Here is a 23,460-nt window from a genome sequence, read left to right as displayed (position 1 = left end):
GCTGATTTTTAAAGGAGCGTTAATGAAAACGGTGATGTTAGAAAATAAGGCTATTGCTCCCAGCAAAATCCTTTGTATTGGGCGTAATTATGTTGACCATATCCATGAGCTTGGCAATGAAATCCCCGATGATATGGTGGTGTTTTTTAAGCCTAATTCGGCCATCAGTACTCAATTAAATACCCAGCACCTTGGTGAGACGCTGCACTATGAAACCGAGCTGTGTTTTTTGTATCAGCAGGGGCGCTTTAGCCATGTGGGCGTGGGGCTGGATCTGACTAAGCGGGAACTACAAAGCAAACTTAAGGCCAAGGGATTACCGTGGGAAAAAGCCAAAGCCTTTGATGGTGCAGCGCTTTTTAGCCCTTTTGTTGCGATTGATGATCCGAGGGCGCAATTTCAATTTAGCTTAAGTATTGATGGGGTGTTAACCCAAGAAGGCGATATTGATTTAATGATCTATCCGCCGCAAACTATTTTGTCGGAGTTGCAACGCTTTACTCGTTTAGAAGATGGCGACATTGTGATGACGGGCACCCCAAAAGGCGTCGGCATCATTCCACCGAATCGCGTCTTTAAGGTGACCTTAGGATTAAAGGATGCGTCACACCAAGCGTCCTTGGTCGAATATGAATGGCAAAGCCAGTAATCAGCAATGACGACGCTATCACCAGATACGCTTAAGGCAACTGAGCAGGCAATCAAACCCCTTTGGCAATATTTGCTCGCTTTAGGGGCAGAGCCTGATCACTTAGCGCTGCTCACCCAAGCAAGAGCGCTTTCATGTCAGCCCGGGGAGTGCTTATTACCCCAAGGCGAGTACCAAACCTTTGCCTACTTTGTGGTGGATGGCATAGTGCGTGCTTGCCACTATACCCAAGAGGGGAGTGAGCGCTGCAAGGAGTTTTACTTCGAAGGAGAGCTTTGTTTCTTATATAGCAGCTGGCTAAAGCAGGATGTTGCGCCCTATCAGTTAGAAACCGTCGGTGCTTGCAGGTTAGTGCAAATACCACTTGCCGTGCTAAATGAGCCATTTATGCAACAGGTACAACTTGCGCTACTTAAACAGCAGTTATTGTATAAAGAACAAAAAGAAGCCTTTTTACTCCTCAATACACCAGAGCAGCGTTACTTACATTTACTCGAATATTTTCCCCTCTGGGTTGAGCGCCTAACCCATGCCCAACTGGCTAATTATATTGGTATTACCGCCATTAGTTTGTCGCGTATCCGTAAGCGTTTACAAGATTCGCCGTAAAATTACCTGCCAGTTAACTTAAGTTAATGCGCCTAAAAGTGATTCCCTTCATGCTCCTTAGCGATTGCTAATCCAAGCAAATCCGTTTGTTGTTGGGCGACGTCTAAGCCTATACCGAACTTTTAAGGAGCCTATTGTGGATGCTTTTACTCTGTCGCAATTGTTGGTGGCCATTGCCATCGTATTTGACGTGATATCGTTTCAATTTAAAGCGCGCGAACGCATTGTCGCTTGCTTATTTATGTCGGGGATCTTGATTTCAATCCACTTTTGCTTGTTAGCGCAATGGACTGCGGCGGGATTGATGGGGATTGCCACAGTGCGTTACCTCACCAGTATTTTTACCACGTCTAAAAAGGCCATGTGGGGTTTTAGTGGGGCAGCGGTACTGATGAGTAGCTTGACCTTCAGCGGGCTTGTGAGTGTGATCAGTTGTATCGGTACACTATTTCAAACCCGTGCGGCATTTTGTCAGCGTGATAAAGACTTGCGGCTACTGATGATAGTCGGCACCAGTTTTTGGTTAGTCCACAATATCTTAGTAGGCTCGCCAGTGGCGGTCTTAATGGAAATGTTGTTTATTGGCAGCAATTTAGTGGGATATTATCGCCATTATTTTCGCGAGAAATTAACCCCATGGTAATGCGAAAGCTGTCGATTAAATCCCCGTCACGGCTTCCATATCGAGTTCGATATCAGTACACCCCTTTGGGCAGAAAATGCCTGCGGCTTGCTCGGCTTTGGCGGTCTCGGGCAAGATGACTTTGAGGGTTTGATTGCAGCTTGGACATTGCACTGGTTTGCCCTTAAAGACGCGCTTAATTAAGTTTTTCTGTTCATTAAACGAGTGTGCCGTGGTTTGGTTTAACACGGCAAATGGGCTAGTAGAGGCATTGGTCATTGGCAATTAAATCCTTAATACTCGATCGTTGTTTAAGACTGCTGGTGTCGTTTAAGCCAAGGAATTATAGCCCGATTGCGAACATTAATGAAAAGGCTGAATCATATATATGCCAGCATGGGTTAACTTGCTGAACTTGTGCTGACTAAAGCAAAAATATGCGATTTTGGCCTTGTAGAAAGAGCGATTTTTTGATGCTATCAGCAAGGCTGGTTTTGCCATCAGCGCAAATGATACAGCACTTAGGCTATTGGGGGAGAAAATGAGTATGTTTGTTAAAGTCACCATCGCGGCGACAGTCCTAGTGCTGAGTATTCTTGCCGTGGGAGTTTATCGCTTTAACATGACCAATGATGATATTTACATGGTCATGGAAGATGGCCAAGTATTGCAATACGATGAGGCCATGGCGCAGGCTGATGCTAAGGCAAAAGCCCAAGAAGCCAAATTATTAAGCAGTGAAGATGCGCTTGAATCTGTGGTACCCAGTGAAGTCAAGCCCGTTGCTAATGCCTCCGAAGTGATGCTTAAGCTGTTTAGCTTAAATACCGCTAATAAATTTGAAGTGAGCTTACCGGACAGCCACAAAGCCGTAGTGTTAACCCACTTTATTAACGTTAAACAAACGGAGTTTGCTATTGGGGATTATCAGGATGGCGAGGCTAAAGGCCGAGTGTTATTAGATTATTTACGAGTTACTCCGCTTAATTTTGACCCCGCTTTAGAGCCTGATACCCAAAGTGATGCGCCATTACAGGATGATCCACAGCAGCAAACCATGCCCTTTGTGGCGCCTTTTATTGTGACTAACCAAGGTTCAGGTGTGTTCTGGTATCTCGGCTTGTTTAGCCTAGATTATGGCCAAAATCGTGTGCAGCACTTAGGCAGTGTATTTATTGGCGATCGTATTGAGGTCGATAATATTGAACCTGTTTATCCCTTTGAATCCCCATTTAAAGTAGCTGTTACTTACCGTGAGAGGGCGGCTGATCAACCCATGACAACACCGCCAACTGTAATTAAAACCCTTAAAATCGGTGTCAGTGAATCAGAAATCAAAGCGCTGCATTAGGTTTAGAGCGGGGCTTATGCTAAGTTAATTTTACCTCAGCTGCGGCTGAGGTATTTATTTCATCTAGCGGCCGGAAAGCGAAGGTTTTGGCATAAAGCATAAAATTAAAACAAGGAGCGTGTTATGGAAATGACCAAAGTCACAGGCAAATTTGATGTTAAGCTCAATCCCGAGAATGCCTATGCCACAGGTGTGGGTGGTGTGAACTTGGGCAGAATGACTTTAGATAAAACCTTTTATGGTGAGCTAGAGGCCCGCAGCCAAGGCGAAATGCTCAGTGCCATGACCGCGGTAAAAGGCTCTGCTGGTTATGTGGCGATTGAACAAGTCGTGGGTAAACTGTGCGGCAGACAGGGCAGTTTTGTGCTGCAACATTTTGGCATTATGACCGATGGACAAAACCGCTTACACCTTGAGGTCGTTCCCCATTCTGGCGCGGGTGAACTCACAGGGCTATATGGCACTATGGCGATAAGCATTGAAAACGGTCAGCATTTTTATGAATTTAGCTTCTGCTTTGAACAGGAAGCCTAAGGCATGATTAACATAACATCGCGCTGATAAAACAAAACCAGCCGAAGCTGGTTTTGTGGTTTTTGCCCGAGTGACTAATACCAACATCTGAGTTATCAAGAGTATCTAGAGCTGAATTAGCAAGGGCTGAATGTTAAGACCATTATGAGGTTTTGACTTTGATCTTATCGACGACCTTTTTCACATCATCGGTATTTTTGGCAATGGTCAGGGCTAATTGACGCTCGGCATCGCTGGCCACTTCACCCTGTAAGGTCACTACGCCATCGGCAACGTCTACATTAATTTGGGTGCCAGAAACGTCGGTCGAGAACAACAGGCGGGTTTTCACCACAGTTGCGACCTTAGAGTCGGTTAAGGTCTTCACTACCTCACTGGTGCTCTCGTTTTCATTCATCACGGTTAATTTGTTTTCAACCCCTTTTACCCCGTCCAAGCTTTTGATCAGCTCCGCTGCGAGCGCCTTATCGACACTGCTCTCCACTTTACCGGTTAAGGTCACATGGCCGTTTTTCACGTCGGTCATAATGTCAAAGGAGTTGAGGTTAGTATTGAGCAACAAAGTCGTTTCGGCCTTGCCATCGAGCCAAGCATCTTTGGCATCGTCTTTCCAATCCTGTGCGGCGGTCACATTTAAGCTGATAGAACCGACAAGTAAGGTGGTTAAGGCTAAAGTTGTCGTGTTTTTCATAATGATATCCTCCGTTGTTATCTCGAAGGGACTAAAGCGTGAATCGTGCCAATATTTTTATCTGATTGATTTTAAGATAATTATATTTGTTTTCGGCTCGTTTCGACTGTTTAATCCAAAAGCAAGCTCGGCGCTTTTTACCGACAAAATGTAAATATTACCGAGGGTGATAAAGCGATTGGGCTTAAGCAAGATAGGCGTTAAGAATCGCCAGATCGCAGGCAACAAAAACGCGGCTCAGTTGGCCGCGTTATTGGCTGGCATTGCTGCCTTACAGGGCTTGGCTACGCAGGTGTAAGGTATCCAAATGGATTTGTAGCCAAGCAATATCCTCGGCCAATTGGCTGATTAACCTTGGGTGATTGGCTTTTTTAATTAACTGTTTGAGGTGGTTAAGGCGCTGACGCTCAAGCTCGCAGAGCACTGTGAGGGCATCGGCGAGTTGCTGTTTAATAAGTAAAGCATCGACATCGGCATAGGGCCGAGTCTGCGACGGCGGCACCGAGTGCGGGCCTATGTACTGTAATGATTGGGCGAGCAGTTGCCTAAATCGCGCCAACATCCCTTGGTATGTGTTGATTTGGGCAATAAAAATGCGTTTTAGGCTGTAGTCATCGACAGTGGTATTGGCCCGAGTATAAAAATCCACGCCGGTTTGCGTCAGCTCGATTAACTCATTAACCAGCTTAATATCGGCGCTCAGCTCGGTCTGATGTTGCGCAACATTAGACGTCATAACGACCTCCTGTGGTAGTTTGGGCAGCTCCGCCGACACGGATTGCCCACATTTTCATGGAAATATCAGTTTCATTCAGCTTCTATGCATATTTCGTTCACTTTTTAATGATAAGTTAATGGTTTGATTTAACTGATGATATTTATCTATTGTCGCCAGTAGGCCGACTATTGTCGGCAACTCTTACCGTTAAGATTGTTAAAGTTTCACAGCTGGCATACAGTGATTCCTTATTCACAGGGAGTGGCACAAGATGATCCGACCAACGCTTTTCTATCATCTACAGGACGTCGAAACCGAGCAGGCATTAGTGAAGCTCGAGGGCGCGCAGACCTACAACAAGCTACGCAGTAGCGATGATTTATCTTGGATTAGTCAGCTGGAGGCCAATCGTATCGATGTGGCGATCATTGAGCTGCCCCGTCTTAGCCGTGAAGATTACTTAGCCTTACTCGAGTCCAGCGCCATTGCGGATGTGGAGTTTATTTTCCTCTCCGACGGCCTGCCGAATCCTCACCTCGATACACTATTGTCCAAATACGCGGGCTACCATTTCCGTAAACCCATCGATATGTCCTTGCTGTGCGAAACCTTAGCCGATTTTGCCCAGCATCTGGTTGCCAATACCTCGACGCGCATTCGTCCCTATGCTAGCGAGTTAGACCAATATGGTTTGCTGGTGGGCTCCTCGTTACCTATGCACCGTTTGTACCGCACTATCCGCCGCGTGTCGGCCGCCGAGAGCAATGTGTTGATTATCGGTGAGAGTGGCGCGGGTAAAGAACTGGTCGCCAATACCATTCACTTAGCCAGCCCGCGGGTGAATAAGCCCTATATTGCGATTAACTGCGGCGCCTTGAGCCCAGAATTGGTCGATAGTGAACTCTTCGGCCATATTAAAGGCGCCTTCACCGGCGCGACTCGCGATCACCAAGGGGTATTTGAGCAGGCCGAAGGCGGCACCTTATTCCTCGATGAAGTCACCGAAATGCCCATCGAGCATCAAGTTAAGCTATTAAGAGTGCTCGAAAATAATGAATATCGTCCCGTCGGCAGCCCTAAGGTTCTCAAGGCCAATGTGCGCATTGTGGCGGCGACAAACCGCGATCCTTTAGTGGCGATTGAGCAAGGGCAACTGCGGGAAGATTTGTACTTTCGTTTAGCGCATTTCCCCATTCAAGTGCCGCCATTGCGGGAGCGCGGGGAAGATATAGTCGGACTTGCGAAGCATTTTCTGGCCTATCGCAATGCGGCGGAAAAACAGAGCAAAGTGTTCTCGTCCTCAAGTTTAGAGGCGATTGCGGCCCACGCTTGGCCGGGGAATGTGCGCGAGTTAAAGCATGCTATTGAGCGCGCTTATATTCTGGCGGACCATGAGATTACCCCTGAGCATTTACAGCTGACGCCCAGTGCGGAAAAAGAGACGACTGCGGAGGAAAATGTGGTGATCCCCCAAGGTATGCGCCTTGAGGAGCTGGAAAAAATCGCCATTTACCAAGCGCTTGAAACGAGTCAGGGCAATAAAACCGACACCGCCGAGCAGCTTGGTATCAGTGTAAAAACCCTCTACAACAAGCTCAGCAAGTACGAGCAACAAGTCGAAGCGGGTGAGCCGACGGCGGAATAGTGCTGATTATCAAATTAATATTGAAACAGAGCCGATTTTTACACTATTTTTTTTGTAAATAATAACTCCTATTCTACAGCCCTTAAACAGAAAAGCGGAGATAGAATATGAAACACTTATTTACGACAGCATTATGGCTTTCTTTGACTGCCAGTAGTTTTGTAAACGCTACCCCAGCGGTAGGAAGTCTTGAAACAGTCGCTGAATTGCCAATACGACCTGGCAATGTCAGTGTCACTGCACAAGGTCGGATTTTTGCCACGGTACATCCACTTGATACGCCGTCAGGTTTACAACTGATTGAAGTTAATCGTGAAACCAATGCTTACAAAGCTTGGCCTTCAATGGATTTACAAAAAGCTTCGACTGCCAATATGACTCAATTTGATACCTTATTAGGGATTGCTCAGGACAAAGCTGGACACCTCTGGACCGCAGATATGGGGTTAGAATTAGGTCAGACGAGGATTTGGGGATTCAACATTAAGGATGGCAGTCTATATAAACAAATTGTCCTACCACAAGCACTCGCGCCCAAAGGCAGCTTTATGCAGGATCTGGTTGTCGATTCACAAAAAGGCTGGATTTATTTAGCCGATATCGCCAACCCAGGCCTCTTAGCAGTGCGTATCGACGATGGTCATACCGTACGTTTTTCAGGTCATAGCTCGCTGCAGGCCGAAGCGGATGCAGTAATGAACATAGATAACAAAACAACATTGTTTAATGGCAAGGTTGCTAGTGTCGCGGTCAATCCCATCAGTTTATCTGCCGATGGAAGTACACTCTATTATGGTGCAATGAATGGTACTCACTGGTATCAGTTATCGACTGCGGCTTTACAAACAGGCAATAATGATAAAATTATCGCGACTGTAAAATTAGTCGGAGCTAAGCCAGTGTCAGATGGCGCAGCAACGTCCAAACAAGGTAATCATTACTTCACCAATTTGAACCACAATGCCATATCTATGTTAGATAACAAAGGTACGCTATCAACAGCGGTCAGTTCTCCACTACTGGATTTTCCCGATAGTGTGCAATTTGGTGAAACGGGCTGGTTATATATTTCAGTGAATCAATTGCATAAAGCAAAAGCCTTTAATGGCGAAGCTGAAACAGCCAAACCACCTTATCGCATCATGCGACTCTGGACTGGTGAGGATACCGCTGCGGGTCAATAACACCTTAGCTGCAACTGCAAAGTTGCAGCTTTTCGTTGCAGTATGAGCGATATCGCAACGGTTATTTCCATTGATGTGAGTCGTTGGTTTAACTCGAAAGGATCTAAAAATAAGTTAGGTGTTGATTGTGTAAACTATCAATGCCTCATATTGTTACTAGCACAGGTCAATTTGAGATGGTGAGATAATTTTTGGAACAAGGAACAAGTTCAGTGACACTTAATCAACCTCCTAAGAGTGCGCTTTATCTCAAGGCGTTGAGTACCCAGTACCGACCTCTACTGTGGTTTTTTGCCGTTGCCTTGTTAGTGCTTGGATTGCTTTGTGCGAGGGCGGCCTGGTTACAACCCGAGCCCGTGTTACGGCTTGTGCTTGGTTGGGTGGCATTTTTTCTGTTGTTCCCTGTACTGCCGCTAGCGTTAGTTCGGCAACAATCTTGGTTAGATACCGAGCGACAGCAATTGTGGCTCGGTAAAGGTGTATTCAATGGGAAGTCGCCTGGATTGTGGCGTTGGCGCGCCTATGCCTTTTCAGATATTAATGCTGTGCAACTCTATCTGCTACAAACAACCCATTGGCACCAGCTCGACCGTAACCGCCAAGCGGAAGATACGGTCGATCACTATCTCGCCTATTTACAAGTGCAGCAGCCTAAAGGGAGTCAATTGAAATTGGCTAACAGCACTGACAAGCAGGAATTACAGCAAGTTTTGCAGCAATGCGCGCAAGCGATAGGCTGTAAGTTTCAGGATTTTAGCAATAGTCCTCAAAAATCCCACCCCAAAGTGAGTGAATTTAATTTTATGCGAGTGCTTATTGCGCTTGCTGTTTTTATCTTAATAAACATCGCGATAGTGTCATTTACGTGATTTTTGGGTCGATAGCATTTTCAGTCGATTCTTGATAAGGCACAAACACCTTCAAAGAGGCGGGCAGGATATCAATATTGAGTTCCTCCGGCTCACAAATCTCGCCATCAATCACATACTTGCATTGGGGCTGACTGCTGATCTTCACCTTTTTCGCGTGGGCATGTTTCACTTTGCCTGTGTTGGCCGAGGTTCCAGAGTCGCTATTGGCGGCCTCTTTAATCCAGCCGGTAAAAGCCAGTTCAGCCAAACTGATAAGCTGTTCATTCGGCTCATTATTTGAATCTAACCAAGTGATATCCAACAAGCCGTCGGTCATATTGGGTTTGCCCTTACCTTGGGCGAGTAAGCTGGTAAAAGGCGCGGCATTGGCAACCACTAGGCTGTGGGTTTGCACTGTCATTGGGGCTTGGTCATCTAAAGTTAGCTGCAACTCGAGGTTGGTGTTGGTGTTCACCGCGCGCCACAAACCATCGAGGTAGGCGAGTTGGCCGAGAGCATTTTTACGCTCGCGGCTCGCCGACTCAATCATTTGCTGCTCAAACCCAATGCCGACCAGCAGCAACACCAGTCGCTCATTGCAACGCGCCGTGTCTATGGTCTGTGTCTGGCCTTGGATAATATTATCAAGGGCTTGGGAGACAGCATTCAGCTTACTGCTTAAACCAAAGAGGGCGTGTGACAGGGCATTGGTGGTGCCTAACGGGATAATGCCTAAGGTGATATCGGTGTCGATAATCTCCGCAGCGACCTCAGTGACTGTGCCATCGCCCCCGCAAGCGATGATGATATCGGCGCCCTGAAGCCGGGCTTTTTTCGCTTGGGTTTGGGCGCTAATCTCTGGCGTGGTGAGCGCTAACTGCACCTCAAAATAGCGTTTCAGTTCAGTACAAATTTGTTCGCCATGGGTCTGCCATTTACCCGCGCCAGAGACGGGATTGGCGATAATCCAGGCTCGCTTATGCAGTTTGATTTCCCCTTGAGTGTACATCTGCTCCAGCGCTTTAAGTTGCCAGCGATTTAACCCTGCGGTTTTACGAATGCTTTTAATCTGTTGCAGCACCTCGGCAAAGCTGAGCTCGGGGCGGCGGCACACAAGATAAGCGGCCAGCACCATTACGGATCGCCCGCGGCCGAGCGCACAGTGGATTAATACCCGCTTTTGGGCGCGTACTTGACGGTGTAACCAGTTAATCGCCTGATTTAATTGGGCGCTAGTCGGCACACTGTGGTCAAGAATAGGGATATTCAGATAGTCGATATGATCCTCATACAGGGACACATCGAGGCCGTCAAATTCGGCGGTGACATCTAAAATGGCGGTAATGCCATAACGATTTAGTTTAGGTAAATCGGCAGCGCTTAAGCGGCTACCCAAGTACAGATATTTATCAATGGCTTGCATTGAAGGCACGCTATCACGGCGCCGCGCCCAGAGATTATAGAGTCGGCATCCTAGTAAAAATGGAATAAAGCCCCAACGAATATACCAAGGGATGGAACCATCCTGACGTTTTCTAAAAATACTGGCGAGATTAAACCAATAGGCCGAGCCGACAAGGGCGAGGGATAGGCTGCTCCATGCCCAAATAAAGGTGAGGATAGGGGAGTGCCCCGTTACGGCGAAATAGCCAAATAACAGCGCTCCGAACAGGTAGAAATACTTAATGTGGATCCTACTCAGCATTGGCATCTCCTCCATCGATAAACGGCGAGCCTCAGGGAAACCCACTTTATCGTAACCAATGACTGTCGCGATAAAGTGGCTCGGTGGTACTCAATTGAACTGTGGTTATCCTGATAGGCTCGTTTGTGGGACTCACTACTCGCTGTCATCCGTTTTAGCAGCGCGTATCTTTCGCTTTAACGCCTTCTTTCAGTTCTTCACAGGCATCTTCAATTGCATTGCCGGTATCAGTGATGGCTTCATCGATTTTTTCGCCTGCATCCTCGGCGTGGTTGTCGCTACAGGCTGACAATCCAAAGGTTAATAATAAGGCTAAAAATGCAGTGGTAATTATGGTCATAGGTTTCATATTGATTCTCCTTTTATCCAATTTAAGCGCGTGGTGCCTTGCCCTTAAGGGCATTGACCAGCAGGGAAATCACAAGTAATACAATAAATAGGAAGAAAATAATCTTTGCGATCCCCGCTGCGGCGCCAGCGATCCCCGTAAATCCAAACAGTCCGGCGATAATGGCCACAACCAGAAACATTAAGGTCCAACCTAACATAGCCGCCTCCTTTGTCTTATTTCGGTTTTTCTGTCTTCTCTCACTCTGCATGTTTACGTCGAGTGAGCTAGTGGAGTTCGTTGTTGAGAGCTAGTGAAGTAAGTTGAATGTGCTAAGTTGCGTCTTACATACCGTTATCACTCAATCCCGCAATAAACTCACAAAGGAGATATTGCGAGCTTAATGCCAACTTTGAAATTCTTGGTTAATCTACTGATTATTAGTGTAATTTTTAAATGTCGTATTGGCGGGAGTATTTGCTGATATAAGCGAGATAGGCAATTTTTACCTGCGATTCGGTAAGAGTTGCCATTAGAAAATTGTGAGAAACAGCATAATGGCTTTGGAGGAGTCCGAGAGGGTATGATGTTGTTGGTTTAGAATGGGTAGTAATATTTTCTGTCCAGAATTTTCACCTTAGCTGATAGCTACTTATTGGTGTTAGTTCGAAAACTATCACTGCTGAGTACCACCCAAGCACTACGGGATGACTTATCTCGTCCGAAACATGCCATTCTTGAATTAAATTAACTCAATTTATTGCCTTGGATACTGTCTCGCGTTCTGATAACTCTCATTCAAGTCATTTAAAGCAAGAGCAATTTGTAGGTGAATTAAAGATTCTACATTTATTTTTTAAAAGATAATTTTTCATCTTCACAGTGGTCGTGATTTTTATACTAATGATGTATTTTATGTACTAAGGCTACATGGCAATATTATATCTTTAATAGAGTTTGGACGAAATTGTAAATGAGGATGTTAAAGTTTTTTCATGGTGTTTTTTTAATTTTTCCGCTTATCAGCTTTTTTTCATATGGTTCCATAACCTCAAAGACTGCAGCATACGTATGTCATAATTGTAGCAATGCAGATTTTATTAGCTTAGTGAAAAAAGAGGCTCTTTCGAATAACTGTAATTTTACAACATCAAAAGGAGGGGCTTCTCAAGACGAAAAGGGTTGTTATAAGCAAAATGAAAAAATGATTGTAGTAAATCCCACTGCAAAAATTGCAAGCAAGTTTATTGTCCAATCCACGGGAAAATTGGGTGGCAGTGAGATAAAGTCATTACCATTAACACAAGGTGAGAAGAATGATTTAGACATATTTTATCAAATTGATAATTCATTCATTCAACTTAGTTCGAAATCAATTGTGACTTATGCTGGAGAATATGATAACAGCAATTTAAATAAGAAAACGCCATCTGCAAAGTTTGATCAAAAGTTTGATTATAATAAAAATGCCCAGTGTAGTATGTCATCTTTCCCAACTGATTTTTTTACATCAAAAGATTATAAACAACGAGTGTTAAATGAGCTTGGTGCTTTAATGAAGGCAAGTTTAAAGGATCTAACTTGGACGCAGTTTGTTGGTGACTTTAAGGATAAAGATCTGACAGGGCTGAATCTAGAGCTTACTGATGTTGATATTATTTTTAATCATAGTAATGCTAGAAAAATATTTGTGCATGTGATTTATGACAAAAATGATTACCGTGTTGCTCCAGATAATAGACTAACTTTTAGTGTTTCATATGTAGGTGAATATTATAGGGAAGGGAATAAAAATATAAGTTTTATTTTTGAATTAGAGCCAGATCTTTCTTATGCTGGAGGTGTTTCAATTAGTGACCTTTTCACACCATCAGGTAGTGATAATTCAGTGCGATTTTATGGGGATAAGGTTGATCCATGCCTAGTGCAATTTTTTGAACTAAACAAAACTCAAGCCACTACACAAACTCCTCTGTCTAATGATGAAATATATGGCCATTGGGCAGGTGTTCTAGATGAGGGCGGTGGGAAAATTTGTCGCTTGCGGACGCCTATACGTGGCTATTCAGGATATGGATGCTTCACAGATAAAAACGAGGTGCAAGATCTGACTTATGAGTATATGGGGTTATGTAATTAAGTTTTTTAGGATTCTAATTCATAAAAAGCTTAGGCACTTAACAAAAAGCTAGGCTTGATGTTATTCATAATGATATGACAGATAGATTCATTTTATATCGATTTAGCTCCATTAAACGCCATAGCTTGCAGGCGAGGATTGTCGCGCTACGTTCTGTGACAGAGTGGGCCATCGGAAAAATGGATTTTTCCGTTGAGCCCCTAGGATGGGTTTACGGCGTGCCACTGAAGTGACAATGCAGAGCGGAAACGGAACTCCAATCGGTTTTAAGCCCAAAAAATGAATGTAAAAAAGCGGGTTAAGTTTTCACTTAACCCGCTCGATAAGGTTTAGCAAAGCGAATTAGCAGCGTTGTAGTGGTTTCCAGCGTTGCAGGCTGACTGGAATACTTATCCCTTGGGATAACAACAGGTTAATCCGTGCTTGGTAGGCGGCGCCTTGCATTAAATGCTTCGCCAAATCCACTGCATTGCGCTCGCGGTAATCATCTAAATAACTGCCTTTTGCCCAAGCATTAAAGGCGCCGAGGGCGGGGCCTGCCCAAATCTGGTAATCCATTTCGCGGCCAACTTCGCCCGTATTCGACCAGCGGCTCGAAAGACCCAAATACCAACGGAAAATCAGTGCCATTTTGCGTTTTGGATTATCCAGCGCGCGTTCAATTTGCTTAGGATCGCGCTCATTAAAGTGCGCCACAGTGCCTGCCCAAATCTCATCTAATGAGGCGCGAAACACTTGCTCTTCAAGCTTTTGTCTTTCCTCTGGCGGAATCGCCTCAATCGAGTCGTAGCGGGTGTAAATCTCGTAGAGTTTATTGGCGCGCATCGGGAATAGGGTGCCGCGCTTAACTACTTGTAACTTAACGCCCATTTCGAACATATCGGCGGCGGGCGCCATAGTCACATCGGCCATTTCGGTGGTGGCGAGTAACTTACGGGTATGTTCGCTGGCACCTGCTTCAACACAGGCTTGGTTGATTGAGCCAGTGACAATATAGGCCGCGCCCATATTGAAGGTCGCCAGCGCCGCATCGGGCGTGCCGATACCACCACCTGCGCCCACTCGGATCGGCGTTTTGTATTGGTACTTGGCTTGAATAGTATCTTTGAGTGCCAAAATGGTCGGCAATAGCGTGACCAGAGGGCGGTTGTCGGTGTGGCCGCCAGAGTCGGCTTCGGCGGTAATGTCATCGGCCATGGGCACAGATTGCGCCATTAGCATTTGGTCTTCGCTGATAAGCCCTTCGTTCACTAATTGTTGCAGCATCTTAACGGGGGCGGGCTCCATAAACTTGGTCGCCACCTCGGTGCGGCTGATTTTAGCTATCACTTTGTTGCCAATCACAATCTCGCCGTTGGCATCGCGACTCAGGCCTGCTGCGCGGTAATAGACGATTTGCGGTGTTAAGCCCAAGAAGGCCGAGGCTTCAACCGTACGTACTTGATGTTTAAGGAAGAGTTCGACACTGCCACGCTCAAGCGCTGGCTCGCTCGGGCTATGAATGAGGTTAAAGGCGTAGGGGCCATTGGGCAATGCTGTTTGAATGCGTTTAATCGCGGCTTCAACGCGCGATGGAATTAACCCCGCCGCGCCAAAGGAGCACAGAATGCCCGCCTGACCTAAGGCGATAACTAACTCTTCCGAGGCGATACCGTTAGCCATGGCGCCCGCGTAGTAGGCGTATTTTACCCCATGCACGCGGCGAAAATTACTGTCGCCCAAGCTTTGGGTGCCAAGGGCGGGGGCGAAGGCACTCACAGGATGCAAACCATTGCTTTTGTGTAAATCATTGCTGGACTGTGGTTCAGCAAGACCGACCACCTCGGCGCTTTGGGCAATGCCTAGGCCTTTTTCGGCATGATTAACTAAGTAACAGGCTTGATTGAGATCTTTAAGTTTTTTGCCAAGGGAATCGATATCGAAGCTGATGGCGGCTTCATCAACCTGCCACGGCCAAGGACTGAGCTTGTTATTATCGAGAGCGTTATTATCGAGTGTGGTATTCGTCATTTGGGCTATTCACTTTTAGGTGTTTGGGGCCTGAATTTGTTTGCCGCAGTGGGGTTATTCCCTTGCACTGCGGCTGTTGTGTGCTGTTTAAGCTAACTTTGGCTAATGCCGCAAGTTAGGCGCTAGCGCTATGCCTCTTCGATGCAGATTGCGATATCGGTTACCTCATAAATGCGCAGGCCATCCTTACTCAGGTTGGCATCGCCCTTGATGATGCGTTTACCGTCTTTATCTTCAATGCTGGTGATATGCACATCCAGCGACATCTGTTTGTTTAATGGATTAATTTGACCACGGTACTTCCATTTAATTTCTGACAGGATCTGGCCAAATTTCGGATTATTGAAGCCTGCGCCTAGGTCTTGGTCTATGGCGTAGGTTTGCAGTAATTCGATGATCGCCTCGACGCCGAGGGAGCCTGGCATCACAGGATCCTGATGGAAATGGAACTGGAAGAACCAATCGCTCGGGTCAATAGTGCGCTCGGCGTACAAGTATCCCAGACCCTTCTTACCGCCAGTTTTTACAATCTCGGCCTTGTCGATAAAGTTCAGCTGACCACCCGCGAGGCGGTAGTGTGGTTTGCCCTGCGGCGCCACAAAACTGCGACCATTTCTATCTAACAGATTGATTTGGCTGTCGGCTTTAATACCGCGCTCAAGATGCCACGCTTGGGTAATTTTACCATTGTCGATACCCAACTGGTTTTTGAGCGCATCGGCCTTAAAGTAACCGAAAACCGCATTGCCACGGTAGAAGGGCTCGCCATCGCAGCTCAGTTCGAAACTAAAGTTTTGAATGATATTGCTGCCAGCTATCACGGTGGACAGTAGGCGCGAATCGTTGACTATGGTTTTACCGCGTAAATCCACTTCGCGCAGTAACTTGCCACTGCCGTCGAGGTTGCGGAAGAATAATTCCTGCCCCGGGAAGCCTAAGGTCGTGCCCATATAACCCGAGATAAAGCCATTGGGCTGCAATGAGATTTCCATCAGCACTGAGTAAGGCATCACACTCGGGTGGCTGTTTTTAGCGTAATACCAAGCATTGCTGGGCACTTCATACTCGGCAATACAGGAGGATGGCTTTTTCAGCTCGCCACGTTTGCCCTCAATGGCCACCACTCGGGTGGTGAGTTGCAGATCGCCGCAGGGCGTACGCGGCGGGATTAAGCCACGGTAAATACTAAAATCGGGGCCGAAGCAGTTTTCAATATCGCCAGTGGCAAACTCAAACAAATGATAAGGCGTAAACGGCAGGCTGTCGGGCACGCGGTTGGCGTACTTAGAGCCTGCTGGCGCAATCGGCGCACTTACATGCTTAAGCGGCACAACGCCTTTATTGACGGGAGCGGCCATATCTGGGATTTGCGCCATCAGCGGCGCTTGTTCCGCTTGGTTGTCGATATTTGCTGCTTGGGTATCACTACTCTGCGAAGAATGGCTTTGCGAATAGCGGGTGCAATCCGCTTCTTCTTTAATCATCACCCCGAGGTTTTGGAAATCCACCACCACTTTACCATTGAGCAGAATATCGATATTCGCCTTGGCATAGGGGCGAGGGCTCATGCCAATTTCGGTGACTTCCATCCGATAGGTGAGCGTGCCAGATTGTGGCAATACTTGACCGCGGCAGCGTACTTTTTGCGATGCGTTTTCAAGGGGTTGGAAACGACCGTTAGTAACCCCAAGGTGCATACCAATATGCAACATAAAGAATTGCAGCAACTGGCCACAACCTTCGGCCATGAGGGAGCCGGCCATCACTTGGTCGCCCTTGAAATGGCAGGGGAAATACCAATGGTCGGGGGCTAATTGCTTGTGACCTTCAATCAAGCCTAAGCCCCAAGCGCCGCCATGCACTTCGAGCTTGCTGACTTGCTCGATCATCAGGAATTTTTCCGAGGCGAAGCACAGTGAAGGCTGGAGACCAAACTTCGCCTGATGGGCCGCATGTTCACCGCCGAAACAGCCGCCAATGTCGGCGCGCAGTAGACGATGGATTTGGCCATAGCTGAAGGCCGTTTGCGCGCAGTTAAGTAGCGGCGCGAAGCGTGGCTGATTGCCGTTTCGGGCATATTCATTGGCCAGTGCAATTTGTGCTTGCTCGCGCTGCTTAATTTCGGCCTCGGTGCGGATCACCCCTTTGCCATCGGCCAGTTCTTTATCGCTAAAGAATCCCGCGCAGCCGCCGTCCATCTTGAGGATCAGCTTATCGCCCACGAAGCATTCGTAGGAGAAGAAAAACAGCAGGGTATCGCCATTGCGGGCAAAGTGGTTGATGGAGATATCGTAGCGCAGGGTATCACCGCCGCGGGGCAGATCCCCAAGGAAGGTGAGGGTGCAGTCGAGCAGGCGATAGACGCGCTCGCCTTTGTTTTCAAAATCGATACCTAAGTAGCTGATCAGCATTAAGTCGCACTGACCCGATTCGACTGCCACCGCCCACGGAATTTGGCCATCGACCAAGAAGGGCGCATCCACGGGAATGTCGTACTCTGTGGTCATAGTGCTCGGCTGATAGCGGTTCATTTGCGCGTTGAGCTTAGTCACCCGCGAGACTAGCAGATAATCCGAAGTTGGCAGACGCACCCGGCGTGCGTAGCTGTCGATGATGGCGTAATCGGCACCAAAGATCTTGGCAATGTCGCCCTCGGCGTATTCCACCAGATCCTGATAGTTCCAAATACAGGGCTTAGCCGCAGGAATGGGTGGCGTATAGGGAGCGACATTCGCGTGATCTGGTTTTAACTCTGGTTTTCGTTCTGGGACGGATACCGCTTGTTGCGCCGCAGCGGGAGCGGCATTGGCGCTGGTGACAACATGGGTTGTAACAGACCCCGTTTGTGTTGTCTGGGATAATTGTGCCTTTAACAGCGCATCGGCCAGTTTGAGCCCTTGCTCACGGCTCTGTAAAAAGGCTAAGTGCGCCTCGCGTGCAAGCTGCTGGTTTTGCAACAATTGCTGGTTTTGTAACAGTGCCGCGCTATCCTGCGACGCCCTATCCTGCGCCAAGGGCGCCGCCGAATATTGGTGTGGTGCGTTAGATGACATACCGCTCTCTACTGCTAATGGTGTGGCAAATGGGGTGGCGTTTTTTGCCGTGATATCAAGTGCTGCTTCTACTATGGGCTTAGTTTGTGTCGCCTGTGGTGCTACAGGCTGTAACAGGCGCATTTTGCCTTGGATGGCGGCAAGTGCGGGCAGTGGCGTATCCACAATATGTTGATAGATATCGCGGCCACCGAGCGTCACTGGTTTGATTAAATGTTTTTGCTCACTCAAGGTTAAATCTTGCGCAAGGCGCTGCTTTAGGTGCGCCGCCTGCGTTGCAGTTTGGCTTAACAACAGCAGTGAGCTCACTCCTTGGCTTTGAGTAGAGATTAATGCCTGCTTATCGACGTTTTTATCCGAACCCGCAGACCCGTTCTTTAGGCTTAACAGGGCACTCAGAAGACTGGCCATACCCGCAGCGCTAAAGTTATGCCCAAGGGTATTGGCGACTCGATTGCATGACGTCCCCATAAGATTAAGCTGCGCTAATAACTGCTCCGCTGGCAGTTGCTCTTCTGGGGCAATACATTGCTCAACCATATGAATGGCAGCTGGCACTGAAGGATTGGCGATAGCCGTTTCGGTTATCAGCGAATCAAGCAGCTTAGGCAGCTGATGATGTGTGCCAAATGCTTGAGCACGAATTTGGCCGTAAGCTGCCTGTGAACTGTTGCTCGCTTGTTGACTGTTGCTCGCTTGCTGGCTGGTCAGCACGATAGCGCCCGCGCCTTCACCCACCTTCCACTGTGGATTCGCGCTGTCGGCATCGAGATCAACGGCGACCTCGGCGTTTTTCAATATCACCTGTTCAATACTGCCGCTTAAATCCACAGCGGCAATCACTACGCCATCGAGGGCCTCTTGGGACAGTAGGTTTTGCGCCACATCGATACAGCGACCGACCGATTGCTCGGCGGCTGAAATGGTAAACGCCGGGCCGTTAAAATCCCACAGCGAGGCGATACGCGACGCCATAATATTGCCAATAAAGCTGGTATATTGATTGAGCTTGGCGGCATCGAGCACGCTGTCCATGGCGATGGCTTCGAGGGCAAGGTATTCATCATTGGAGAGGTGAACGCCTTGTTTCTTTAAGCTATCCGCAAGTTGGGTGTGCAAATTCACGCGGCCACGGAATTGGTGCAGCTCAAGCTCGGTTTCCATTGCCACTAACACCGCGACCTTGCTGCCAGCGGTTAACTTGGCATCGCGAATCGCTTCATCGGCGACTTTGATCAACAACAATTGCTGGGAGATAAGCCTGTCATCCTCATTGGGCGGCACTTTAAAGCGCAGAAAATCAAAATCAAACTGCTCGATATAGGCGCCTTTGGGCGCGCGATTTAGGCCAAACTGATTAAGGATATCGGGGTGTTTATCTAAGCCTTTCCATCGCTTAGCGGGCAGCGGGATAAAGGCATCCGTTTGGTTTAATAGCGCCTTATCCAGCGCATTGATGGAGGCCAAAGGCCCAAAGTGCGACGCCAAGCCGATAACGGTTAATGCTTGCTGCTGATAAACTGGTTTGTTGGCTTGCTTCTCGGCTCTGTGCGCTGTCGGTTGATAGGACTCCAACAACAGATGGGCATTACAGCCACCAAAGCCAAATACAGACACCCCCGCATGGCGACGATCGTTGCCCGCTTTATCGGGCCAAGCCTGACGCTGTGTGGGAAGATTATTACCGCTAAACAGCCCCTTAGGTGATGAAATCGGCGCCGTTAAATTGATACTTGGCGGTAGATGGCCTGAGCGCATGGCGAAGATCATTTTCATGATCCCAGGCATGCCGGCGGCGGTGAGCAAATGCCCAAGGTTGGATTTGGCCGAACCTATCAGCGGCGCCTTAGTGCCGCCGAGTTTATCTTCGAAAAAACGCTCCATCGAGGTGAGCTCAACCTTATCCCCCAGCGGCGTGCCGGTGGCATGGCATTCAATCACTTCGATATTGCTCGGGTGGGTGTTGGCGGCGGCATAGGCACGCTCGAAGGCTTGCACTTGGCCCTTACTGTTGGGGCTTAAGACAAATTGGCCCTTGCCATCGTTCGATAAGCCAATACCACTGACCACGGCATAAATATTATCGCCATCGCGCTCGGCATCCTCTAAACGCTTAAGCACTAATACGCCAGCGCCTTCACCTGCGAATAAGCCTTTGCTATTGCTATCGAAAGGCGCCGAAATCCCATGGTCTGGATAGGCGTGGAAAATCGAGAATCCCATGTTGATAAAGAAGGGATCGGCGCCCGATACGGCGCCCGCGAGCATCATATCGGCTTTGCCCGTGGTTAAATAATCGCAGGCTAATTTGAGGGCATAGACAGAGCTGGCGCAGGCGGCATCGAGACTGAGCTGTGCGCCGCCAAGGCCGAGGGCATCACTTAACAATTTAGACGCAGTGTGGGCAATGGCACCATTGGCGGCTTGTTGCGTGCCCGCCATCGACGCATTGGCGAAGGGCGCGAGGGCAAATTCGGGTTGATTAAGCTTGGTTTTTAATGCCTTTTCAACCGCTTGATGGTAAATCGGTAAAAACAATTCATTGGAGCTTGCGGTCGGGAACGACAGCGTGCCCATTACAATCCCTGTGCGCTCAAGTAATGGTGCCGTTAAATCCACACCCGCATCCAGCAGGGCTTTTTTACTGCAATCTAATGCCCATAAAAAGCTTTCATCGAGCCCTTCAAAGGCCGCTGGCGGCAACTGATAACCCTGTGGGGCAAAACGAAAGTTGCGGATATAGCCGCCCTTGTCGCAATAAAAACGGTCGGCTTGGCCTTGAACACCTTGGTAATCCGCTGGATTGGCATTGAGTTTGACCGCATCGATTTGACTGCGGGAATCTTTTTTATCCAGCAGATTTTGCCAAAACTGCTCCGGTGTGTCGGCATCGGGATACTGGACGGCAAGGCCGACGATGGCAATCTTTGGCATCGCCTTTGAGCTTTGGCGCTGGTCGTTTGGCACAGCGGTGCTGTCTTGCAGAGTCGGGTGAGCATGCATTTGAGAACTCAAAGGGGTTCTCCTTCTTGGAATACGTTTGAATAATGGCCTAATGCGCTGGCAGAATGTGGCGCTATCGTTTTTGCTGTAGCCTTATCCGCCGATTGAGGCATTAGCGGCGCAAGGGAGAGTGGCACTCTATGGCTGATAAGTTGAGCTAAGCATTTGAGTAAACTGGTGATCGTATCGCTGCCCTTGGCATTGCATGCCATGGCAAATATCGGTTGTTCCTGTGTTTGAACGCCATCGGCGCCCAACTCTAGTTGGCGGCCGATTTTATCGATAAGTGTGCTGGTTTGCCGATCGGCGCCCACTTCAACAAATAAGCGCGCACCTTGTTGATACGCGGCGTTAATCAGCGCGGTAAAATTCAGCGGCGCACAAAAGGTGTCGGCGATACTCTTGGCAATGCTTTGGCTGTCGATGCTGACTGTACTTTGCTGCGCTGCGCTAATGAAACGCACCTGAGTCTCACAGGCATTCGCCTTTAAGCCCAAGGTATAAAACCCTTGGATAGCACTGTGCTGTGACTGCGAGGGCGGGGTATGCATGGCGGTGACTTTATTGCTGGCAATGCCACGCTTATTCAGCCTTTTAAGGAGTTGTAAGCAGCTTGCTTCGCAGCCCGCGAGAATACAGGTATCGCCCTGTTCGATGGCTAGATAAACCCGTGGAAAATCAGCCAGTAGGGCATTAATTTCGGCGCGAGAGGCTCGCACTAAAAAGCTATTCCATACTAGCGGTGCATCTTCACTCAACTGCCAATCGCGGCGCACCGCAAGCAGTGGGCCTGAAATCTCCTGATTGAAGATGGCACTGTTTTGGGTGGCGTTAATCAGGGCATGTGGCGTTTGCCAGATATCCAAACTTGCCCACATGGCCGCTTCACCCATGGAATAGCCCAGAGCGAGTTGCGGTTGGATAGTAAAGACTTGAGTCAACAGCTGAGTAAATAGGTAACTCGCGCCAACACCGCTAATCGCAAGCTGACTTAAGCTCATCTCTGCTGCATCTTTTACGCTTACATTAATTGCGGTTTTCGCATAAGCAGCGCCTTGGTAAATCGCCTCGGCCTGCAACATGGCGGCTAAATTCCCTTCGCGTTCAAGCTCGCGATAAAGTTCAGGGAAATAGCCGTGTAAGTCGCTGAACATATTCGGATAAACTGTGCCAACCCCTGGATAGACAAAGGTTAAGCCTTTATCACCAAGGGGCGAGGCCGCAAAATAACTGCCCGCCGGGGTCTTAAAGACTAGATTGGTCGCTGGCGTTTGGGCTGGAGTTGGCGCAGGAGTCTGTTGCGTCTTTTCAATATAAGCGCGCATCGCCTTAGCTTCTTGCATTAACTCCTCAAGGGAGTCCGCCATCAGTACTAAAGCCAATTCATCCTTTGCTTGATAGCGCTTAAACCAATCACGGCCTTGGCTGCAAAGCCAATCTGTATCGGGAAAGTTTGCCGATAAATCTAATGAATCAATCAGTTGTGATAACTGTACCGTTAAAGACTCAAGTGTATTGCCGCTGATGGGAATAAACAGCCTGTTGGCATTGAGTAATTGCTGAGGGATAAGCCGAGTGCCTTGGATCAAGATAAGGCTTTGGGCGGTGCTCGCTTGAGGGGCTTTATCCAAGAGATTACCCAAGGGATTACTCAAGAGATTTAGGCTTAACACCCTTGCCTGATGGGGCTTGGTAAACCAATAGCCGTTCTCCGCGTTTTTTACTGGCTTTTCAGCGTGCTGTTCAGCCAGTTGCGCTGCATTAGTCGCATCAAGCATTGGTTCAATGCCTTTAAGGCTGCGATGACTTAACGCCTCAACCGCTTGAGATAATACATTCAACTGACGGGCAAGATTGCCAACCTCCGCGTAGCCATTAACCGCCTGAGTACAATCGCGTTTCGCCAAGGTAAAAGCGCTGTTTAAGCAGCGCTCGACTGTATTTGTATTGATAGTATTTGTTTCTTCAGCTGTTTCAGCTTGGATTTGCGCTAATGCTGAAATATAAGCCTCGGCATGCAGGTGTAACTGGGCAGCAAGCAGGCCATCGAGCAGGTACAGGCTACGGACTTGCTGCTGATATTCAAAGCGGATTTCAATAAGTTGTTTTTGCGCAATATGGGCGAGTTGCTCTGTGATCAAGGCGACCAGTGTTGGCTCATCAGATGGCTCATTAATTAGTGGCTTATCTTCCACATTGAGCTGAATTCGACAAGCCATCAACTGCTGCAGCTTGCTGACATCGGTTTGTGCATGGCTAAGCACACTCTGTATCCTCCCATCACCAAGCCATACGGCTATTCGCAGTGGCTTGGTATTGGGATGTGGAGTGTTTAGTGCCGCATTGCTTAATGCGGCATTTGCGCTT

General features: G+C 48.0%; 18 protein-coding genes. 9 read left to right on the top strand and 9 right to left on the bottom strand.

What is annotated here, in order from left to right; all coding sequences use genetic code 11:
- The first annotated feature begins 22 nt into the window (after nucleotides 1-22).
- The 3 genes from KXJ80_RS16765 to KXJ80_RS16755 all read left to right on the top strand — a co-directional run bounded on the left by KXJ80_RS16765 (nucleotide 23) and on the right by KXJ80_RS16755 (nucleotide 1,901).
- A complete protein-coding gene (locus KXJ80_RS16765) occupies nucleotides 23-649 on the top strand; it encodes a fumarylacetoacetate hydrolase family protein (protein ID WP_037425761.1) in 627 nt (208 codons plus the stop codon).
- Between the two features lie 6 nt (nucleotides 650-655).
- Entirely contained in the window at nucleotides 656-1,258 is a 603-nt protein-coding gene (locus tag KXJ80_RS16760; protein WP_047536293.1) for a Crp/Fnr family transcriptional regulator, read from the top strand.
- 136 nt (nucleotides 1,259-1,394) lie between these two features.
- Nucleotides 1,395-1,901: a YgjV family protein gene (locus KXJ80_RS16755; RefSeq protein WP_047536295.1), complete on the top strand. Its 507-nt coding sequence runs from the start codon at nucleotides 1,395-1,397 to the stop codon at nucleotides 1,899-1,901.
- Between the two features lie 15 nt (nucleotides 1,902-1,916).
- Here the strand turns inward: KXJ80_RS16755 and KXJ80_RS16750 are convergent, their stop codons facing one another.
- A complete protein-coding gene (locus KXJ80_RS16750; protein ID WP_037416640.1) occupies nucleotides 1,917-2,159 on the bottom strand; it encodes a hypothetical protein in 243 nt (80 codons plus the stop codon).
- A gap of 262 nt (nucleotides 2,160-2,421) precedes the next feature.
- On the opposite strand from KXJ80_RS16750, the gene KXJ80_RS16745 reads away from it, so the two are divergent.
- Together KXJ80_RS16745 and KXJ80_RS16740 are read left to right on the top strand one after the other, a co-directional pair.
- Nucleotides 2,422-3,231 carry a hypothetical protein gene (locus tag KXJ80_RS16745; protein ID WP_047536297.1) on the top strand — a complete coding sequence of 270 codons (810 nt, stop codon included), beginning with the start codon at nucleotides 2,422-2,424 and terminating at the stop codon, nucleotides 3,229-3,231.
- Between the two features lie 123 nt (nucleotides 3,232-3,354).
- The gene (locus KXJ80_RS16740; RefSeq protein ID WP_047536299.1) at nucleotides 3,355-3,765 is read left to right on the top strand and encodes a DUF3224 domain-containing protein; all 411 of its coding nucleotides are present in this window, start codon (nucleotides 3,355-3,357) and stop codon (nucleotides 3,763-3,765) included.
- A gap of 142 nt (nucleotides 3,766-3,907) precedes the next feature.
- Here the strand turns inward: KXJ80_RS16740 and KXJ80_RS16735 are convergent, their stop codons facing one another.
- Nucleotides 3,908-4,456: a BON domain-containing protein gene (locus KXJ80_RS16735; RefSeq protein ID WP_037425750.1), complete on the bottom strand. Its 549-nt coding sequence runs from the start codon at nucleotides 4,454-4,456 to the stop codon at nucleotides 3,908-3,910.
- A 271-nt stretch (nucleotides 4,457-4,727) separates the two neighbouring features.
- On the bottom strand, nucleotides 4,728-5,192 hold the full coding sequence (locus KXJ80_RS16730; protein ID WP_047536301.1) for a hypothetical protein: 465 nt from the start codon (nucleotides 5,190-5,192) through the stop codon (nucleotides 4,728-4,730).
- A gap of 253 nt (nucleotides 5,193-5,445) precedes the next feature.
- Here KXJ80_RS16730 and KXJ80_RS16725 point away from each other — a divergent pair, with 253 nt between their 5' ends.
- From KXJ80_RS16725 to KXJ80_RS16715, 3 genes are all read left to right on the top strand, one after another.
- Nucleotides 5,446-6,819: a sigma-54 interaction domain-containing protein gene (locus KXJ80_RS16725; protein ID WP_047536303.1), complete on the top strand. Its 1,374-nt coding sequence runs from the start codon at nucleotides 5,446-5,448 to the stop codon at nucleotides 6,817-6,819.
- 107 nt (nucleotides 6,820-6,926) lie between these two features.
- Entirely contained in the window at nucleotides 6,927-8,003 is a 1,077-nt protein-coding gene (locus tag KXJ80_RS16720) for an L-dopachrome tautomerase-related protein (RefSeq protein WP_172591388.1), read from the top strand.
- 212 nt (nucleotides 8,004-8,215) lie between these two features.
- Entirely contained in the window at nucleotides 8,216-8,872 is a 657-nt protein-coding gene (locus KXJ80_RS16715) for a hypothetical protein (protein WP_047536305.1), read from the top strand.
- Here the strand turns inward: KXJ80_RS16715 and KXJ80_RS16710 are convergent.
- The 3 genes from KXJ80_RS16710 to KXJ80_RS16700 all read right to left on the bottom strand — a co-directional run bounded on the left by KXJ80_RS16710 (nucleotide 8,865) and on the right by KXJ80_RS16700 (nucleotide 11,107).
- Entirely contained in the window at nucleotides 8,865-10,559 is a 1,695-nt protein-coding gene (locus KXJ80_RS16710; RefSeq protein ID WP_047536307.1) for a diacylglycerol kinase family protein, read from the bottom strand. The genes KXJ80_RS16715 and KXJ80_RS16710 overlap by 8 nt on opposite strands.
- A 154-nt stretch (nucleotides 10,560-10,713) precedes the next feature.
- Nucleotides 10,714-10,908, bottom strand: a complete 195-nt coding sequence (locus KXJ80_RS16705) for a hypothetical protein (RefSeq protein ID WP_023267356.1) — start codon at nucleotides 10,906-10,908, stop codon at nucleotides 10,714-10,716.
- Nucleotides 10,909-10,930: 22 nt separating this feature from the next.
- Nucleotides 10,931-11,107, bottom strand: coding sequence for a DUF1328 domain-containing protein (locus KXJ80_RS16700; protein ID WP_011626732.1), 177 nt, complete (start codon nucleotides 11,105-11,107; stop codon nucleotides 10,931-10,933).
- A gap of 759 nt (nucleotides 11,108-11,866) precedes the next feature.
- Between KXJ80_RS16700 and KXJ80_RS16695 the strand changes: the two genes are divergently transcribed.
- The gene (locus KXJ80_RS16695; RefSeq protein ID WP_047536310.1) at nucleotides 11,867-13,027 is read left to right on the top strand and encodes a hypothetical protein; all 1,161 of its coding nucleotides are present in this window, start codon (nucleotides 11,867-11,869) and stop codon (nucleotides 13,025-13,027) included.
- A gap of 342 nt (nucleotides 13,028-13,369) precedes the next feature.
- Here KXJ80_RS16695 and pfaD read toward each other — a convergent pair whose 3' ends face one another.
- The 3 genes from pfaD to KXJ80_RS16680 form a co-directional block, all read right to left on the bottom strand.
- The gene (pfaD, locus tag KXJ80_RS16690; RefSeq protein WP_047536312.1) at nucleotides 13,370-15,037 is read right to left on the bottom strand and encodes an eicosapentaenoate synthase subunit PfaD; all 1,668 of its coding nucleotides are present in this window, start codon (nucleotides 15,035-15,037) and stop codon (nucleotides 13,370-13,372) included.
- Between the two features lie 128 nt (nucleotides 15,038-15,165).
- Nucleotides 15,166-21,093, bottom strand: coding sequence for a hotdog fold thioesterase (locus KXJ80_RS16685; protein ID WP_173944745.1), 5,928 nt, complete (start codon nucleotides 21,091-21,093; stop codon nucleotides 15,166-15,168).
- A gap of 8 nt (nucleotides 21,094-21,101) precedes the next feature.
- A complete protein-coding gene (locus KXJ80_RS16680; RefSeq protein WP_445772416.1) occupies nucleotides 21,102-23,366 on the bottom strand; it encodes a PfaB family protein in 2,265 nt (754 codons plus the stop codon).
- Nucleotides 23,367-23,460: the final 94 nt, after the last annotated feature.

The organism is Shewanella xiamenensis (genome assembly GCF_024971755.1).
Classification (GTDB): Bacteria; Pseudomonadota; Gammaproteobacteria; order Enterobacterales; family Shewanellaceae; genus Shewanella; species Shewanella xiamenensis.
This window is presented reverse-complemented; position numbering and strand designations above follow the sequence as displayed.

What these genes read in the sequence shown, in the direction of transcription:
- KXJ80_RS16705 (WP_023267356.1), bottom strand. Translation starts at nt 10,908, where the DNA reads ATGAAACCTATGACCATAATTACCACTGCATTTTTAGCCTTATTATTA.
- KXJ80_RS16745 (WP_047536297.1), top strand. Translation starts at nt 2,422, where the DNA reads ATGAGTATGTTTGTTAAAGTCACCATCGCGGCGACAGTCCTAGTGCTG.
- KXJ80_RS16750 (WP_037416640.1), bottom strand. Translation starts at nt 2,159, where the DNA reads ATGACCAATGCCTCTACTAGCCCATTTGCCGTGTTAAACCAAACCACG.
- KXJ80_RS16730 (WP_047536301.1), bottom strand. Translation starts at nt 5,192, where the DNA reads ATGACGTCTAATGTTGCGCAACATCAGACCGAGCTGAGCGCCGATATT.
- KXJ80_RS16720 (WP_172591388.1), top strand. Translation starts at nt 6,927, where the DNA reads ATGAAACACTTATTTACGACAGCATTATGGCTTTCTTTGACTGCCAGT.
- KXJ80_RS16695 (WP_047536310.1), top strand. Translation starts at nt 11,867, where the DNA reads ATGTTAAAGTTTTTTCATGGTGTTTTTTTAATTTTTCCGCTTATCAGC.
- KXJ80_RS16710 (WP_047536307.1), bottom strand. Translation starts at nt 10,559, where the DNA reads ATGCTGAGTAGGATCCACATTAAGTATTTCTACCTGTTCGGAGCGCTG.
- KXJ80_RS16725 (WP_047536303.1), top strand. Translation starts at nt 5,446, where the DNA reads ATGATCCGACCAACGCTTTTCTATCATCTACAGGACGTCGAAACCGAG.
- KXJ80_RS16765 (WP_037425761.1), top strand. Translation starts at nt 23, where the DNA reads ATGAAAACGGTGATGTTAGAAAATAAGGCTATTGCTCCCAGCAAAATC.
- KXJ80_RS16685 (WP_173944745.1), bottom strand. Translation starts at nt 21,093, where the DNA reads ATGCATGCTCACCCGACTCTGCAAGACAGCACCGCTGTGCCAAACGAC.
- KXJ80_RS16735 (WP_037425750.1), bottom strand. Translation starts at nt 4,456, where the DNA reads ATGAAAAACACGACAACTTTAGCCTTAACCACCTTACTTGTCGGTTCT.
- pfaD (WP_047536312.1), bottom strand. Translation starts at nt 15,037, where the DNA reads ATGACGAATACCACACTCGATAATAACGCTCTCGATAATAACAAGCTC.
- KXJ80_RS16760 (WP_047536293.1), top strand. Translation starts at nt 656, where the DNA reads ATGACGACGCTATCACCAGATACGCTTAAGGCAACTGAGCAGGCAATC.
- KXJ80_RS16700 (WP_011626732.1), bottom strand. Translation starts at nt 11,107, where the DNA reads ATGTTAGGTTGGACCTTAATGTTTCTGGTTGTGGCCATTATCGCCGGA.
- KXJ80_RS16740 (WP_047536299.1), top strand. Translation starts at nt 3,355, where the DNA reads ATGGAAATGACCAAAGTCACAGGCAAATTTGATGTTAAGCTCAATCCC.